We start from the raw sequence: 15,394 nt of genomic DNA, 5'->3' as shown, positions 1-15,394 counted from the left end.
GACTGGCGAGCCGGATAATCTAAGCGGCAGTGTTCAGGTTTACAAGCAAACCGAACTCACTGAGGAATTTACACACTAATTTGGACTTGACCCAGGCACCCGGTATCTCCAAGATACTTAACCATAAACTAATCAACATCGAAAAGGAACTAATCCAGTTGGCCAAAAAGGATCTGGATGAACTGGTGGAACAGCAGGAGATTCCTCCCCAGAACACCCACATCAGCGCTTGTGCTTTTGTCGGTACTTTCCGGCAAGTGCTGATGAGCTGGCTGCGGGAAGGGCAGCCGGAGAACCTGGACGAAACCTGGGATACATTGCTGAAATACAACCTGAGGGGATTGGGCAAGGATGAATAAGGATTTCTTGCGGATAAGCGGGTTAAACATTTCCTATGCCCAGGGAAATAAAGAAGTGGCGATCCTGGAGAACGTCAATCTACGCCTGCCGGAGGGTAAAATCGGCGTGATCATTGGGCCCTCGGGCTGCGGGAAGAGCACCCTGCTGGGCATCATTGCCGGCTTGAACAGGAAGTACAGGGGCCAGGTGCTGATTGACAACACGGCGCCGGAGGCATTTCCGGATACGGCTCTGATATTGCAGGATTACGGCCTCCTGCCCTGGAAAACCGTCTGGGAAAACGTGGTGCTAGGATTGCGCATCCGGAAACAGCCCAGGCAGGAAATCGAAGAAAAGGGCAAGTACATTCTCCACAAGCTGGGCATGTACCACCTCATCCACCGGTACCCCATGCAGTTAAGCGGCGGCCAGAGGCAGCGCATTGCCATCGCCCGGTCCCTGGTGTTAAACCCGCGGCTTTTATTGATGGATGAGCCTTTTTCCTCCTTGGATGCGCTGACCAGGGAGGAAATGCAGCAGTTGCTGTTGGAAATCTGGCAGGAAACGAAACTGACGATCTTGCTGGTGACCCACAATATTGAAGAAGCGGTGTTTTTGGGCCAGGAGATCATCGTCATGAGTCCTTTGCCCGGGACGGTGAAAGAACAGGTACCAAACAGCCTGGCCACCAGCGCCGGCAGCCGGGGCACGCCGGGATTTTTAGAATTGTCAAACTATTTGCGGGAATTATTATACGGGGTGATGAAAGATGCAAGCCGGGTCCAATAGAACCATGACCGCCAGGTACGCCTTGACCGGTCTTTTGCTCCTGGCCCTGTGGTGGCTGCTGGCGGTGCTGGTAGACCACAGCGCTTTGCCCAAACCGTACCCGGCCCTGGTGAGCCTGGTGCAGGAACTGCGCCAGGGTCTACTGCTCCATATCGGGGTGAGCCTCTACCGGGTGCTGGTCAGCTTGGGGCTGTCGCTGCTCTTGGGTGTTCCCTTGGGCCTGGTGCTGGGGAAGAACCGCGGCCTGGACAGTTATTTCGCCCCGGCCGTCTATCTCACTTATCCTATCCCCAAAGTGGTGTTCATGCCTGTCTTGTTCGTTTTGCTGGGCATCGGTGATGTTTCCAAAATCGCTCTCATCACCTTGATCGTGTTTTTCCAGATCCTTGTCACCACCAGGGATGCGGCCCGCCATTTGGAAGAAGAATACGTCCTGTCGGTGCAGTCTTTGGGCGCCGGCACCTGGGAATTATACGTCCATGTCTATTTCCCCGGCTGCCTGCCGGAAATACTCACCTCCTTGCGCCTGGGGCTCGGCACGGCCATGGCCGTGTTGTTCCTGACGGAAACTTACGCTACCCGCCAGGGTATCGGCTATTTTATCATGGACGCTTTATCAAAAATGGCTTATGCAGACATGTTTGCCGGTATTATCGCCATGGGGTTGATGGGCTTTGTCCTCTACCTCTTGATTGACCAGGCGGAAAAAAGAGTCTGCCGCTGGAAAGCACTAACCAAGTAAGACTGTTCCCGTACAGCTCAAGGCTATGCCGGCATGGGACAAGATGTAGCCCAGGGCATAGCAGATACCGTACATTAACTCCAGCTTGCCTGTACCCGCCAAAGTCTCATTGAGAGCTGCCCCTTCCTTGACGTACATATCCCTAATCAAAGGAACCGCCAAGGGGATTGTCAACAGGGGCAGCAGCATCCATACGGACCCGCCGTCCACCTGCCAGCTGCCTACCGGAATCAAGAAGGAAATCCCGAGCAGCAATACATATTCCCACCTGGTCCCTTTCCGCCCCAAGCGGACGGCCAGGGTCTTCTTGCCCGCTTTGCGGTCGGTATGGAGATCCCGGTAATTGTTCACCACCAGGATCGCCGTCGTCAATAGTCCCATGGGAACAGAAGCCACGAACACGTGCCAGTCCAGGCTGAGGGCCTGCACGTAGTAAGTGCCGCACACGGCCACCGGGCCGAAGAAAATGAACACGAACAGGTCGCCCAGCCCGTGATAACCCAGGGGATAAGGGCCGCCGGTGTAAGCGATACCGGAAATAATGGATAGAATCCCGATCACCAAAATAGGCCAACCGCCGACCGCAATCAAATAAAGCCCAATGACAAAAGCCAGGCCGAACACCACGCACATGCCCAGGAAAACCTGCCTGGGTGTCAGCAAGCCTGCCTGGGTTACCCTAAGGGGCCCGGTCCTTTCATGGGTATCGGTGCCTTTTTGGTAGTCAAAAACGTCGTTGGCAAAATTGGTGCCGATTTGAATGAGCAAAGCGGCAATCAAAGCCGCCAGGGCAGGGCCCGGGCGAAAGGCCCCGTCGCCCAGGGCCAGGGCCGTTCCCACAATGACCGGAGCCGAGGCGGCCGGTAAAGTCTTGGGCCGGCTGGCCAGGATCCATGGGTTGGTAGACAATTCCTCCACATCCTTCCTCTTTGTTATCAAAATATTTCGGCAAGTCCTGTAAATTTTGCTTGCAATTCCGGTAGGGACAGGCTACAATCGTAAGCAAGAAATGAATCTAAGTTCATAATTTATCGCGGAGGTGTAAACATGAAAAAAGCCGGGAAATACCTGCTGCTCATGCTGGCAGCCTTGCTGCCGCTCCTGTTCCTGGCCGGCTGCAGCAACCCGGAGCAAGGCTCCGGCACCAACATTACTTTGAAGCTGGGGGTTTTGTCCCTAGAAGACATTTTACCGATGGTGGTGGCTGATGAAAAGGGGTATTTTGCGGCGGAAGGGCTGCAAGTGGAATTAATTCCTTTCCAGAGTGCCGTGGAAAGCCAAAGTGCCATTCAATCCGGGCAGATTGACGGGATGATGACAGATATGATCGTGGCGGCTTTGCTCAAAGATTCCGGCACCGATCTCAGGGTTACTTCCGTTACTTTGGAAGCTACCGGGGACAGGCGGCGGTTTGCCATCGTGGTATCACCCCAGAGCGACATTACCACCCTGGCAGGCTTGAAAGGGAAGGAATTAGCTATCTCCTTTAACTCCATTATCGAATACACCACGGATGTCTTGTTGAAGCATCACGGCATTGATCCCGAGGAAGTAGTGAAAACGGCTATCCCGAAAATCCCCGTGCGGTTGGAAATGCTGGTCAATAACAACATCGAAGCGGCCAATATCCCGGATCCCCTCATTGCATTCGCCGAGTCTAACGGGTGCCGGACCATTGTGGATGACCGGGGGCTCTCCGTCTCCCAAGCGGTGCTGGTGATGACGGAGAAAACCCTGGTGGAAAAGAAGGAGGCCCTGCAAGGTTTTTACCGGGCCTATGCCAAAGCGGTGCAGGAGATTAACAGCAATCCCCAGGACTACAAGGACACCATGGTAGCCCACATCAGTATTCCCGAGCCTATTGTGGATGCGTACCGGGTACCCCTCTTCCCGGAGCCGAAGCTGCCCTCGGAAGAAGAAGTAAACGGCGTCCTCAGCTGGCTGCGGGAAAAGGGAGCCATCGGTGAGCACATTACCTACGAGAATTTCGTTGCCAAGGATTTGTATTAAAAGCTAGTCATCCTTGAAGACTTTTACCAGCAGCAATAAGCCGGCAGCAACGGAGATCCGGGCTTCCCGCTGCACCAGTTCGTTGCTGATGCCGTAGGGCCGCCCGATGGTGAAAGCGGCGTCGTGCAAAGGCCAGCGGGCCCCGGTTACTTCCACCCCGGTGACTTCCGCCGTTAAGGGCAGGAGGGAAAAGAGCTGTCCCGGTTTGCCGGTGACGGTGGCCGGTTGATTTGGCGCCACTAAGCTGATTTCGTTGTATTCGGTAAGGATCCGCGCCGGGACGCCGTGCTCGTAAGCTACCCGCAGCAAGTGCACGTTGCCCAGGGAATGATCAAAGCGGGTGCCAATGCCTCCAAGAATAATGATTTCCGAGGGATTTCCGGCCAGGGCTTCCTCCAAGGCCAGAGCGGTATCCGTGTCGTCTTTCGCCACCGGGTGCTGCTTGATCATGCATCCTTTTTGGAGGAAGGACTGGAGGATGTTTTCCGCCAGGGAGTCAAAATCGCCAACGATCACCCGGGGAACCAGTCCCAAAGCGGCAGCGTACCTGGCGCCGCCGTCGGCGCAGATCAAGTCGTCGTCTGCATGGATGATCTCAGACAGCCAGGCCAGGTTTTCCACCTGACCCCCTGTTAATATGATTGACCGCACAGCAGTTCACCTTCTTTTGGGTTCTTAAGTCTACTATAAAACACCTTTCATGAAATGAAAAGTGACGGCACCGGCGTCATAGCGTAGGATGACCGGGAAAAAACCAGTGCACCTGGAGGCCAGGTGCACTACTTTTTGATCTCGTATCTTTTGAGAGAAGAAGTAACCTTGGTGTCGCCGGAGGTGAATTCCCTTTTCACCAGGCCGATGCCGGCCTTGTAGTATTCCACAATGGTGGATTCGCCGTAATGGGCGGTGACCGCAACGCATTTTTCGAATTTCCCCGCCGGGGTTGTCACGGTGGCATTGACGTCGGTGATTTCCTTGGTGCCATCCTGTACCTCCCATTCGGTGCCCACTTCCACCGGTGCTTTCAGCAGGACGGTGTTTTCCGTGGCCTGCTTTTCCATATAATTCTCTTCCCCGTAGGCTTCCGCCCGGGAAAACACGCGGATGACCGCCGTCTCGGTGGCCTCAATGACGCTGGCGGTAACGGTGCCGCCATTGTTTTCCCGCAGTTGGGCCCGGCCGGAATCGGTAAACAATACTTCCCGGGTAAAGGACGCGAACTCGTTTCCTTCCCCTTCGTACTCCCAAAAGCTGCCCTTGGTCATGGGGAAGAAATCGGCGGGTTTGGGGGGCTCGGCTTTGCTGCAGGCGGTCAGGGTCAAACAACCGGCGAGGAACAATATCAGAAGAAAAAAGAATTCTTTGAAACGGTGCAACGTGATCACCCTTTACTTCAGACATTGTCTCTATTAGTATACCCGACCCCGGGGATATGTTACTACCCCGGCCGGGAAGAAAAACCCTCCCAAGTTGCTGCCGGGAGGGGGCGCGGGGTATAATGAGAAAAGCGAAGTGTCTTGTGGACAGGTACTTAGAATCTTGTAATGGGGGTTAACAAGTTGACAAAACGGGAAGAAGCGAAACGAGCGGTGGTGGAGACGGGCCAAAGGATTTTAACCAGCGGTTTAGTGGTCGGCACCTGGGGCAATGTGAGCGCCCGGGTACCCGGCGAGCCTGAGTTAGTGGCTATTACGCCCAGCGGCATGGATTACATGGCCCTGACGGAAGAGGATATTGTGCTGCTTGATTTGTCCGGTAACCTGGTGGAGGGCCGGCGGAAACCTTCCATCGAAGTGCCTTTGCACCTGGCGGTGTATCAAGCCCGCCCGGAGGTTAATGGAGTGGTCCATGTACATAGTGTCTATGCCACCGCCTGGGCTGCGGCCAGGCAACCGGTGCCGGGAGCGCTGGAGGACCTGGTGCAGATTGTGGGCGGCGAGGTGCGGGTCAGCCGGTACGCTTTACCGGGTACCAGGGAGCTGGCTCAATACGCGGTGGAAGCTCTGGAAAACCGGATGGCCGCCCTGTTGGCCAATCACGGGCTCATCGCCCTGGGCCGGGATTTGCCGGAAGCCTTGAAAACCTGCCAGGTGGTGGAAAAAGCGGCCCAGGCCTTACTTTATGCCAAGTTGCTGGGCGGGTGGGTGGAATTATCCCGGCAGGACATCGCGGCTATGCGAGAGTTTTTCCTTCATTCTTACGGGCAGAGGTGAGTACCGGTGGTTCAGAAGAAAAAACACGGTTTCAATACCCTCTCGATCCACAGCGGGAGCCAGCCCTTTCACGCCGTCAATCCCCCGATTTTCATGACTTCCACCTTCCATTTCGACAGCTTGGAGCACGCTGAGGAGACTTTTTCTTTCGCCCGGGCCGATTACGTGTATACCCGCGGGAATAATCCTACTCTAAGACTGCTGGAGGAGAAGATCGCCGTGCTGGAAGAGGGGGCTGATGCGGTGGCTTTCAGCTCCGGCATGGCGGCCATTAGCTCCGTCCTGTTGTCCTTGCTGGCACCGGGGGATGAAGTGATCGCCCACCGCACGGTCTACGGCAGCAGTTACAGCGTGCTGGCCCAGGTCTTGCCCCGGTACGGGATCCATTGCCGTTTCCTGGACTTAAGGGAGCTGCCGAGGCTGCAAGAAAACATGGGGGAGCGGGTGAAGGTCATCTATTTTGAAACCCCGGCTAATCCGAACCTGGAGATCATTGATATCGCGCAGGTGGCGGCCGTTGCCAACAAATGGGGTGCTAAAGTGGTGGTGGACAATACCTTTGCCACCCCTTATTTCCAGAGACCTTTGACCCTGGGGGCCGACGTGGTGGTGCACAGTGCCACCAAGTATATTTCCGGCCACGGAGATGTTTTGGGAGGTTTAGCGGTCAGTGGCGACGGGGAATATATCCACCGGTTGAAATTTGGCTTTATGTGTGAATTGGGTGGGGTGATGAGCCCTTTCAACGGGTGGCTTTTGCTGCGGGGCTTGAAAACCCTCGGCCTCAGGATGGAGCGCCATGAAAGGAATGCTTACGAAGTAGCCCGGTTCCTACTTTACCATCCCAAAGTGGAAGCTGTCTACTATCCCGGCTTGCCCCAGTTTTCCGGCCATGAGACGGCGAAAAAGCAGATGAACGGTTTTGGGGGCATGCTGAGTTTTGAGGTGCGGGGAGGGCTGGAGCCTGCCAAAAAACTGGTCAACAGCTTGGGGTTGATTAAACTGGCCGTGAGCTTGGGTGATGCGGAAACCCTGGTGGAGCACCCGGCGGCCATGACCCATCGCGGTTATCCCAGGGAAGCCCTGGCGCAATTCGGCCTCACGGAGAGCATGATTCGCCTTTCCATCGGTTTGGAGGACCCGGAAGATATTATTGCCGACCTGGAACAAGCCCTGGCCCAGCTGTAGCTTCCCGAAGCAGGGCAAAAAGGAAGGAATAACCAGCCGGTGTCATTGCATAATCAACCTCCCGGTTTCCCATACTATTTTTAGCAATTAAGAATAGGGAAAAGGAGTGTTGGTTTTGCATCTTCAAATGCAACAATTGCAGCAGCGAATTAGCCAGCTGCAGAGAGAATTGTCCGACATCAGCCAACAGCTGTCCAATTTGTCTTCCATGAGCTACAGCGGCGGCCAAATGGGCCAAATGGGCAGCTACGGTATGGGTCAATCATTCCAGGGCTATGCCCCCGGCAACATCGCTGCTTATACGCCGTCCCACAGTTCCAGAGCCGGTGTGGGAGATTTTGGCCAAAGCATCAGCACCTACAGCGGTTACGGCATGGGCGGTTATGCCGGCCAACCGGGCAACATCGCTTCCTATACCCCGGCCCATAGCTCCAAAGCCGGCGTAGGTGACTTCGGCAGCAGCCAGATGTCTTCCTACGGTTCTCAAAGCAGCGTCTCTGATTATCATTATCCCGTCAGCGGTACATACGGCGGTATGACCGGCGGGCAAAATATTTCCGCTTTTACCGGTCCCAGCGCCACCGCAGGTTTCTCTGAGACCGGCAGTTCACCCACCGGGAGACAGGATTACGGTATTGGCGGTTCACAACAAGCATACCGGCTGGGTCGTTAGCAGGTGCATGATCAAGGGCTGTCCGATTGGACAGCCCTTTCATTATGCCATGGCTTGCTGGTTGATGAGATTTTTGAGCCCCCTGATTTCATCCGGGGAGGGCGGGCGTGGTCTGATACCAGCCCAGCTGGCGCATCAGTTCATAAGTATGGTGCTGGTGCTATGGAGGAACATCTTCTTATGCTGCGACGGGAAGCAAGGGATGTGCCGGTGTCCGTCTTCTATGAAAAGCTGGTGGAGGAGGGGGAGATTCTCCCCCGTGCGGTGTCTTACACCACCATTTCGGAAAGTGCCATAGAGGCGATCAGTTCTCTTTCCGTTGGGCAGAACGAGGGAATGCTCTTCCGGGTGTAAGCGTACCGCCAAAGGCCGACTGGGCAGGATGGGAACTGGGTATTAGGTTAGAACAACTGTTTCTATAATTCTCTCAATATTTCACATAATTTAATCTCAGAGCTACTTAGCTTGTGATCTCTATGATGTACTAAAACAAGATCTCTTGATACTTTATCTAACCGAAAAAGAGGTACTGCTATTAACTCTTTCCTTGAAATTTCTTCGCGTACAGCAAAATAACTCACAATTGCTACGCCTAGCCGGTTTACTACCCCTTTCTTAACAGCTTCAATATTACCCATTTCCACGGTTGAGTTGGGCTTTGCTACCCCCTCTTTTTGAAAGTAAGCTTCAACCAACGCACGCATGCCGGAACCTTCTTTGGAATGAATAAAAGTCTCTTCCTTCAATTCATCCGGCATAACCATTTCTCTATTCGCCCACTTATGCCCCGGCCAAACGATGAATACTAATCTATCTTTTCCCACCGGTAGAAACCTTAGCTCTCCATTTTCTGACCAGCTTGGGTGCTTTCCAAAAAAACCAAAATCAAGTTGGCGCTCACGAAGCTTTTGAATTATATCCTTAGCATAGCCTATTTCAAGAGAGATTTTGATACCTGGGTACAATCTCCTATATATGTTTAGGGCCGTGGGGAGTATATAAGTTCCTGTCAAACTGGAAGCCCCTATAGATATCGTCTTTATGCCGGTACTGCGAAGCTCCTCAAACTTTACTGGAATTTCATCGATGGCGGACAAAATCTGTTTTGCTAGTTCGTACAAGAAGCGACCTTCCGGGGTAAGGGAAATTTTTCTACCCTTACGCACGAATAACTTAGTTCCATAATATCGTTCAAGGAGATTTATCTGTTGGCTTACGGCTGGTTGGGTCAGGAACAAGCGTTCTGCGGCCTTGTGAAAAGCCCCCTCTTCTACTACACAGCAGAAAGTACGAAGCTGCCTTAAGGTCATGGCCGGACTCCTTTCCAATCGATAAGGTTAGCCTTATCAATTAGATAAATAATTCGGTATTGTACATCTGAATTCCTTCTAAATAAACTCTTACTTGAAAAGACTTGATGTAGCTTTAGAAAAAAACTAGGCCGCGATTAAGTAGAAAGATTGAGAATAGGTAGAAATATTAAATCAGATATAAGCATTAAGAAAATTAAAACGTTAAGGAGGTAAGGTTAAAAGGTATGACAAGTAGAGAAAAAACGGCTCCCAAAAACCTATTGGCTCAACGTAATAAGAGCCCTTCTGAAAAATGGCTCACGTATTTAGGACTGCCTCTTGCCATTATAGTTTTTACTTTGTTGTACACTATGCCTGCGCCGGCGGGTGTAACGATGCAGGGCAAGGCCGCCGCCGCAGTATTCTTTTTGGCCCTGATACTATGGGTTTCCGAAGCCATCCCGGTATATGTAACGGCCTTGGTGGCTATTGTTTTGCTGGCAATTACAGGAGCATGGGATGAAAAATCTATCCTGGGTGTTTTCGGCTATGACGTAATATGGCTCATGGTTGCAGCCTTTATTATTACCTCAGGTATGGAGAAAACGGGGTTAGGCAAAAGGCTGGCATTATTCATGATCACGAAATTCGGTAAGACAGCCAAAACGGCCCTTCTGGTGATGATTATTGTCAACTTCATAATTACCTTAGTTGTCCCTTCCACTACGGCGCGGGCTGCTATCATGTTGCCCCTGGCTTTAGCACTAGCCGAGGCTTATGGAGCTATCCCAGGTAAATCTAATTTTGGTAGATTACTGATGATTCAGGAACTTCAGGCAAATAATATTAGCACTAGTGGCATTTTGACGGCTACTGCTCCGCAAATAATGGCTGTAGGATTCCTTAAAGACCTTGCCGGTGTAAACGTAAGTTGGGGTCAGTGGTTCCTGGCCGCTATGCCCATAGCCTTTATGACTATGATACTTGGTTACTTTATCGGTCTTCTGCTCTATCCTCCTGAGGTCAGAACTCCTAAGGGCCAGGGGCTGGAAAAAATGGGAGCAGAAATAAAAAATATGGGCCGCTTGAATCGAGAAGAATGGAAGGCCTTAGGTATATTTGTACTCACAGTATTCCTATGGGCAACGGGACCTTACCATGTAAAAATGTTCGGGTTTAATATTTCGCTCGTAATGGTTGCCATTCTGGCTGCGACTCTCATGTATCTAACAGGTCTGTTGAACTGGAAAGAGACCCAGATCCCTTGGGATCTTATGATTTTTAGCTGTGGAGCCTACGCAGTAGGTATGGCTCTTGAGAATGCGGGTATCGCATCGTGGGCGTTAAGCCGTATTTTTGGAGCAGCCAACTTGTCTCAGCTACCGTTTATACTGGTATTCGCCGCAGTAGTATTCATATCAAGTTTCAGCCATATGGTCTTTACATCCAAAACAGTTCGGACCGCTATTTTGTTACCAACCATAATCGAACTGGCTAAAGTGACAGGCTACAATCCGTTGGCTTTGGCCCTACCAGCAGCTTTCACCATCGCTGATAGCATAACCTTGCCGCCTAACTGCAAGCCGAATTTGATTTTCTATTCGACGGGCCAGTTCACCGTTACTAATCAGCTCTTCTACGGAGTAATCGTGTTGCTCGTAAAATGCGCGCTCATGTGCCTGGCCGCCGTGACGTGGTTTAAATGGATCGGGCTATATTAAAAGTCAATAGGGGAGAGGGTGTTCTATGAGAGGGCTCATGAGAGGGCTATTGATAACAGTATGGAGTATCTGCCTGGGCTTGATACTCCTAGCGCAGTGGTCGTCGCCGGTGCAAGCAGAGCAAGTTAATAATGAGTTGGAAGAAAAGATAGTGGCTTCCGCCAATGGTGATGCGAAGCTAGAAGTTATCTGGAAAGGAAAGCCGGGACCCGAAGGGGCTATAGTTTTACCCCAACCTGCTCTAAAGGGTAGCTGGGTTCAGACTGAGGTTACAGGTGCTGCAGTAGAAGACCCGGAACCCAAGGAAGTAAAATATGGCGGTAATAAATGGTATCAGTGGAATGTCAAAGACAGCGGCGAAATTAAAGAAGTAACTCTAAAAATAACTTATCTCGTCCCGGAACTTTTTAAAGAGGCAAAAAGCAATAAGACAAATGCAGAAGGTGGCCCAACCAGCAGAGGCGATCTCAGGAATTTCAGTTATAATTTCAAAAACAACACTCCCTATGGCATAGGAAAATACACTTGCAGGGTTACCTTGCCCCCGGGTTGTGAAGTGTTCGCGGTCACTTCTCCTAAGGAAGACTTTAAAGTAGTACGAGACAATAATTCAAGCGGTATAACTGTGGAATTGTCTGGCAACGAGGATGCCCCAGGTGTACCGACAGGGTCCTCCGTAAAGGTGGAGTTGAGTTATGTTAAAGAAATAACTTCTACCAAGACAGGAATTTCGTGGGCAGCGACTGTGCTCGTTGCCGGAGCGCTCCTATATTTCCGGAGGCATATGGTACTTTAAGCAGCCATAAAAAAGCATAAAAGGAGAAGTAGCTGATGAAGACAAAAGGTGTGCTGGTAATTGCAGATGGTCTTGGTGACCGTCCTGTTTCGGAGTTGAAGGGGAAGACGCCGTTAGAAGCAGCCAACACTCCCAACCTGGACCGGCTGGCTTGTAGCGGTATTGTTGGGTTGGTGGATCCCTACGCCCCAGGGGTTCCCTGTGGTACAGATGTAGGCACGCTGTGTGCCTTAGGATACGATCCCTTTAAATGCTATAAGGGTCGTGGTCCTATTGAGGCCTTGGGGGCTGGGTTACAGCTTGAGGCGGGCGATGTGGCTTTCAGGTGTAATTTTGCCACCATCGATGAGAAAGGTATAGTAGTCGACAGAAGAGCGGGCCGCATAAAAGAGGGAACAAGTGAACTAGCCTCCTGCCTTAATAAGATTTACTTGGGCGAAGATACAGTTGCTTTCTTCGCTGCCGGTACGGAACATAGGGCCGTACTGGTACTCCGCGGGCCCGGTCTTAGCCCAGCTGTCTCTGATTCAGATCCCGGTACTGCTTGTGAAGGACAGCCAATGCGCAAAGTTTGCCCGCTGGACAATACCCCCGAAGCTGCTAAGACCGCTAGATTGGTGCAGAAGTTCCTTGATATAGCAAAAGAAAAATTGAAAGCACACCCAGTCAACCTTGCCAGAGAGGCGGCTGGGTTACCGCCAGCCAATGCAGTCCTAACGCGCGGCGCAGGGATTGTTAACGCTATTCCGCCCCTCGGCGAGCGTTATAAAGGGCTGAAAGGAGCTCTTATAACCGGTGAAAACACTGTGCTTGCTATAGGAAGAATGGCGGGACTTGAGGTGTTCTCAGGTGAAGGTATAACCGGCTCTTATGATTTTGATCCTGTGGCCAAAGCCAGGTTAGCCTTAGAATTGATAAAGAAGTTCGATTTAGTAGTAATTCATGTAAAGGCAGGAGACCTTGCGGGTCACGACGGAAGATGGGACCTCAAGATAGAGGTCGCAGAAAAACTAGACTTGCTAGTAGGGAACTTGTTGGACGGTTTAGAAGCAGGTGTTCATGTAGCCATAACCGGCGATCACTCCACTCCATGTAGCATACGTGATCATTCAGGCGATCCAGTTCCTGCGGCCATGTGGGGACCTGCGGTACGAAGCGACCTGCAAACTCACTTCGGAGAGAGAAGTTGCGCCGGTGGTGGATTGGGCAGAATTACTGGCTCGGCTTTCTTCAATGTTCTAATGGATTTGATGGGTTTTACATCCAAGTTCGGGGCATAAGAAACGAGTTTTTCCGGAAGCTCTATTTGGGCCGACGCGTTGCCGAAAGATAGAATCCTTAAATGGCGAAGCAAGTTTGTTTTTAAGCCGTCACAGAAACAGGGGGTTAGTCGATGTTAAAGTTGTACTGCTGGGGAGGAGTCTCCGAGCAAGGACGTTCTTGCTTTCTATTGGGGGATGGAAATGGCTTTATACTAATGGATTGCGGCGTTAAACGTACATTTACTGCTTTTAAGGCAGGGGAGTACCCTCAGTGGGATGTTAATCTATTAACTCGTATTGACGCTACTTTTTTAAGCCACGCTCACGAAGATCACTGCGGAGCCCTCCCGGTTCTTACAAAATTAGGAATTCAGAGGCCGATATATACGCATCATTTAGTTGTACCGGAGGTTACCAAAAGTTGTTCTGCTTGGTTACAGGCAGTTGATTCTATGGGGCATAAGAAGCCCTACGAAATGGAGCATGTATTATCTTTACCCTTACACCCTGTTGATTTCGGGGTCAAGATAAAAATTAAAGACTGCGAGATTTGCTTTAATCCCAGTGGCCACGTACCAGGTTCAGCATGGTTTGATATCATGTGGGGTGACAAGCGAATAATATACACAGGCGATTGGTCCACTTCAAGCTTATTCATTTCTCCTCCTGAGTTTAGCGGCCATGCTGATGCCGTAGTTTTGGATGGAGCATATGGGGCTGCTGTTATAAGGCAGGATAGTATTTATGAGCAGCTTTTGGAAGCAATTACAGCTACGGTTAGTAAGGGGGGGAGCGTTCTTCTGCCCGTTCCCCGCATTGGACGCTCTCAAGAAATTTTGATTTTATTAAGCAGCGCACTAAAGGTTAATGTGCCAATATATGTAGAGGCTCCAATTCTTGCGGGATTAAGAGGTTTTCTGCGTGACCCAGAAAGATCCGGAATAAAATGTCCGGCACAAATAACAAATATTTGTGATAATGAAAAAATCAAGGAATTTTGCCGTATTTCGGACATACCCCAAAAAGGGGAAGCTGTAATTCTGGCCACCGACGCCATGGGTAGCTCTGGTGCCACAAAGGAGCTCATAGACCGCTTGGGGATATCAGAGAATAACAGCATAATTTTTACAGGTTTCTTATATGAAGGAACAAAAGGCGATCAAGTACTTAAAGGCGCAGTTGATGGGATTAAAGCTAGAGTAACTCGATTTACATGGAAAGTCCACCCAGATTGGAAAGATATTGAGGATATGTTAAGGAAGATAAAGGGAGATCCAATAGTTGTTATAACCCATGTAGCGCGCGAAAAAGGGGACGAACTAGCTCATATGCTCCGTCAGAAAGGAGTTAGGGCTATTGTCCCCCGAATAGGTGAGATTATAGATTTATCAAGTGCGTAACAGCTCATCCTAGCCCAAATTTGTCACCCTAAGGGAAGCTTTGGGGGAATTAAAGAGAACGCCGGCGTATTTGTTTCTGCGGGTTAAAACAACCTAGGGGCTGTCCGATTGGACAGCCCTTTCATTATACCATGGCTTGCTGGTTGATGAGATTTTTGAGCCCCCTGATTTCATCCGGGGAGGCGGGCGTGGTCTGATACCAGCCCAGCTGGCGCATCAGTTCATAAGTATGGTGCTGGTGCTTAAGACACATGTCCAGGGTCTTGAGGACCTCATTGCGGAGACCGAAGTCGGAACATTCCATGGCCAGCTGGATTAGCTTTACGGCACAATGCTTATGCTTGTCCAGGATGATTTGCATCATGTCCTTATCGGAAAGCTGAGGCATTTAGTCCCCTCCTTTATTAATAATTCATCTGTTCAATATACTGGGCCAGGCTCCGGAACTGCTGTTGATGCTCCTGCAGCATGGTTTCACACAGTTTCCGGCAGCGGGCGTCGGAAGTGTTTTGGCCGGCATACTGGAGCATGTTGATCATGCCTGTTTCAGATTTGAAATGCTCGCTTAACAGCAAGCATTCCATGGCCGTTAAGTTGGGCACACGGTTCACCTCCTTTTGATTTAATGGGTCGGGTATAACCTGAGGATGCGCCCCCTTTCGTAGATGGATTTGGCAGTCAGTTCAGGATTGGTTTCTTCCAAATATAGTTCCCGGCGGACATCCCAGCCTGCCTTTTCCGCTAAAGGGGTGACTTCCGCTAGCACTGATTCCAGGCGGCCCGGCCGGGAGAAAGAGATTTCCGCCATGTCCTCGGCAAACTCATAACCCAGTTTACACAATTGGGATTGGAGTTCCTTGACGCCTTCCGGTGATTTCTTGGGTAAAGTACCCCGTACCTGGTTCATGACATACTACCTCCTCGAGCCTTATTTTTGGCAAAAAGGGGGAGGTTCATGCAGTCGAATTT

The 15,394-nt window shown here is 51.1% G+C and carries 19 protein-coding genes; 12 read left to right on the top strand and 7 right to left on the bottom strand.

The annotated features are described in order from the left end of the window. The first annotated feature begins 80 nt into the window (after nt 1-80). The 3 genes from GXX34_05655 to GXX34_05645 are packed head-to-tail and all read left to right on the top strand — an operon-like array spanning nt 81 to nt 1,870. Nucleotides 81-359, top strand: coding sequence for a hypothetical protein (locus GXX34_05655; protein HHW07006.1), 279 nt, complete (start codon nt 81-83; stop codon nt 357-359). Next, a complete protein-coding gene (locus GXX34_05650; protein ID HHW07005.1) occupies nt 352-1,128 on the top strand; it encodes an ABC transporter ATP-binding protein in 777 nt (258 codons plus the stop codon). Before GXX34_05655 ends, GXX34_05650 begins: the two co-directional genes overlap by 8 nt. Continuing rightward, nucleotides 1,109-1,870, top strand: a complete 762-nt coding sequence (locus GXX34_05645) for an ABC transporter permease subunit (protein HHW07004.1) — start codon at nt 1,109-1,111, stop codon at nt 1,868-1,870. The genes GXX34_05650 and GXX34_05645 overlap by 20 nt, the downstream gene beginning before the upstream one ends. On the opposite strand, the gene GXX34_05640 is transcribed toward GXX34_05645, so the two are convergent. Next, nucleotides 1,859-2,788, bottom strand: coding sequence for a 1,4-dihydroxy-2-naphthoate polyprenyltransferase (locus tag GXX34_05640; GenBank protein ID HHW07003.1), 930 nt, complete (start codon nt 2,786-2,788; stop codon nt 1,859-1,861). The genes GXX34_05645 and GXX34_05640 overlap by 12 nt on opposite strands. A gap of 129 nt (nt 2,789-2,917) precedes the next feature. Between GXX34_05640 and GXX34_05635 the strand changes: the two genes are divergently transcribed. Next, nucleotides 2,918-3,880 (top strand): ABC transporter substrate-binding protein, encoded by a 963-nt coding sequence (locus GXX34_05635; protein ID HHW07002.1) that lies wholly within the window; start codon nt 2,918-2,920, stop codon nt 3,878-3,880. A 3-nt stretch (nt 3,881-3,883) separates the two neighbouring features. Here GXX34_05635 and GXX34_05630 read toward each other — a convergent pair whose 3' ends face one another. Together GXX34_05630 and GXX34_05625 are read right to left on the bottom strand one after the other, a co-directional pair. After that, nucleotides 3,884-4,531: a thiamine diphosphokinase gene (locus tag GXX34_05630; GenBank protein HHW07001.1), complete on the bottom strand. Its 648-nt coding sequence runs from the start codon at nt 4,529-4,531 to the stop codon at nt 3,884-3,886. A gap of 128 nt (nt 4,532-4,659) precedes the next feature. Next, entirely contained in the window at nt 4,660-5,220 is a 561-nt protein-coding gene (locus GXX34_05625) for a hypothetical protein (GenBank protein HHW07000.1), read from the bottom strand. 204 nt (nt 5,221-5,424) lie between these two features. Here GXX34_05625 and GXX34_05620 point away from each other — a divergent pair, with 204 nt between their 5' ends. From GXX34_05620 to GXX34_05605, 4 genes are all read left to right on the top strand, one after another. Then, the gene (locus tag GXX34_05620; GenBank protein ID HHW06999.1) at nt 5,425-6,093 is read left to right on the top strand and encodes a class II aldolase/adducin family protein; all 669 of its coding nucleotides are present in this window, start codon (nt 5,425-5,427) and stop codon (nt 6,091-6,093) included. 6 nt (nt 6,094-6,099) lie between these two features. After that, entirely contained in the window at nt 6,100-7,281 is a 1,182-nt protein-coding gene (locus tag GXX34_05615; GenBank protein HHW06998.1) for a PLP-dependent transferase, read from the top strand. 136 nt (nt 7,282-7,417) lie between these two features. Beyond that, nucleotides 7,418-7,954, top strand: a complete 537-nt coding sequence (locus GXX34_05610; protein ID HHW06997.1) for a hypothetical protein — start codon at nt 7,418-7,420, stop codon at nt 7,952-7,954. Nucleotides 7,955-8,134: 180 nt separating this feature from the next. Beyond that, nucleotides 8,135-8,308: a hypothetical protein gene (locus GXX34_05605; protein HHW06996.1), complete on the top strand. Its 174-nt coding sequence runs from the start codon at nt 8,135-8,137 to the stop codon at nt 8,306-8,308. A 62-nt stretch (nt 8,309-8,370) separates the two neighbouring features. On the opposite strand, the gene GXX34_05600 is transcribed toward GXX34_05605, so the two are convergent. Further along, the gene (locus GXX34_05600) at nt 8,371-9,264 is read right to left on the bottom strand and encodes a LysR family transcriptional regulator (GenBank protein ID HHW06995.1); all 894 of its coding nucleotides are present in this window, start codon (nt 9,262-9,264) and stop codon (nt 8,371-8,373) included. A 227-nt stretch (nt 9,265-9,491) separates the two neighbouring features. Between GXX34_05600 and GXX34_05595 the strand changes: the two genes are divergently transcribed. The 4 genes from GXX34_05595 (at nt 9,492) to GXX34_05580 (ending at nt 14,425) form a co-directional block, all read left to right on the top strand. Next, entirely contained in the window at nt 9,492-10,967 is a 1,476-nt protein-coding gene (locus GXX34_05595) for a DASS family sodium-coupled anion symporter (protein HHW06994.1), read from the top strand. Between the two features lie 25 nt (nt 10,968-10,992). Further along, entirely contained in the window at nt 10,993-11,763 is a 771-nt protein-coding gene (locus GXX34_05590) for a hypothetical protein (protein ID HHW06993.1), read from the top strand. Nucleotides 11,764-11,795: 32 nt separating this feature from the next. Then, nucleotides 11,796-13,043 (top strand): 2,3-bisphosphoglycerate-independent phosphoglycerate mutase, encoded by a 1,248-nt coding sequence (locus GXX34_05585; protein HHW06992.1) that lies wholly within the window; start codon nt 11,796-11,798, stop codon nt 13,041-13,043. A gap of 113 nt (nt 13,044-13,156) precedes the next feature. Further along, a complete protein-coding gene (locus GXX34_05580) occupies nt 13,157-14,425 on the top strand; it encodes an MBL fold metallo-hydrolase (protein HHW06991.1) in 1,269 nt (422 codons plus the stop codon). Between the two features lie 124 nt (nt 14,426-14,549). Here the strand turns inward: GXX34_05580 and GXX34_05575 are convergent, their stop codons facing one another. Genes GXX34_05575 through GXX34_05565 form a run of 3 tightly spaced genes read right to left on the bottom strand, consistent with a single transcriptional unit; the run spans nt 14,550 to nt 15,332 of the window. Beyond that, nucleotides 14,550-14,813: a spore coat protein gene (locus tag GXX34_05575; protein HHW06990.1), complete on the bottom strand. Its 264-nt coding sequence runs from the start codon at nt 14,811-14,813 to the stop codon at nt 14,550-14,552. A 16-nt stretch (nt 14,814-14,829) separates the two neighbouring features. Beyond that, nucleotides 14,830-15,027: a hypothetical protein gene (locus GXX34_05570; protein ID HHW06989.1), complete on the bottom strand. Its 198-nt coding sequence runs from the start codon at nt 15,025-15,027 to the stop codon at nt 14,830-14,832. 20 nt (nt 15,028-15,047) lie between these two features. After that, nucleotides 15,048-15,332 carry a hypothetical protein gene (locus tag GXX34_05565; GenBank protein HHW06988.1) on the bottom strand — a complete coding sequence of 95 codons (285 nt, stop codon included), beginning with the start codon at nt 15,330-15,332 and terminating at the stop codon, nt 15,048-15,050. Between the last annotated feature and the right edge of the window lie 62 nt (nt 15,333-15,394).

The organism is Clostridia bacterium, assembly GCA_012840125.1.
Taxonomy (GTDB): Bacteria; Bacillota; DULZ01; order DULZ01; family DULZ01; genus DULZ01.
Note: the sequence above shows the minus strand (reverse complement) of the source record. Positions and strands in the feature narration are given on the sequence as shown.

Coding starts and splice junctions, on each gene's coding strand:
- GXX34_05595 (HHW06994.1), top strand. CDS start 9,492: ATGACAAGTAGAGAAAAAACGGCTCCCAAAAACCTATTGGCTCAACGT.
- GXX34_05565 (HHW06988.1), bottom strand. CDS start 15,332: ATGAACCAGGTACGGGGTACTTTACCCAAGAAATCACCGGAAGGCGTC.
- GXX34_05600 (HHW06995.1), bottom strand. CDS start 9,264: ATGACCTTAAGGCAGCTTCGTACTTTCTGCTGTGTAGTAGAAGAGGGG.
- GXX34_05590 (HHW06993.1), top strand. CDS start 10,993: ATGAGAGGGCTCATGAGAGGGCTATTGATAACAGTATGGAGTATCTGC.
- GXX34_05580 (HHW06991.1), top strand. CDS start 13,157: ATGTTAAAGTTGTACTGCTGGGGAGGAGTCTCCGAGCAAGGACGTTCT.
- GXX34_05645 (HHW07004.1), top strand. CDS start 1,109: ATGCAAGCCGGGTCCAATAGAACCATGACCGCCAGGTACGCCTTGACC.
- GXX34_05620 (HHW06999.1), top strand. CDS start 5,425: ATGGGGGTTAACAAGTTGACAAAACGGGAAGAAGCGAAACGAGCGGTG.
- GXX34_05605 (HHW06996.1), top strand. CDS start 8,135: ATGCTGCGACGGGAAGCAAGGGATGTGCCGGTGTCCGTCTTCTATGAA.
- GXX34_05635 (HHW07002.1), top strand. CDS start 2,918: ATGAAAAAAGCCGGGAAATACCTGCTGCTCATGCTGGCAGCCTTGCTG.
- GXX34_05650 (HHW07005.1), top strand. CDS start 352: ATGAATAAGGATTTCTTGCGGATAAGCGGGTTAAACATTTCCTATGCC.
- GXX34_05575 (HHW06990.1), bottom strand. CDS start 14,813: ATGCCTCAGCTTTCCGATAAGGACATGATGCAAATCATCCTGGACAAG.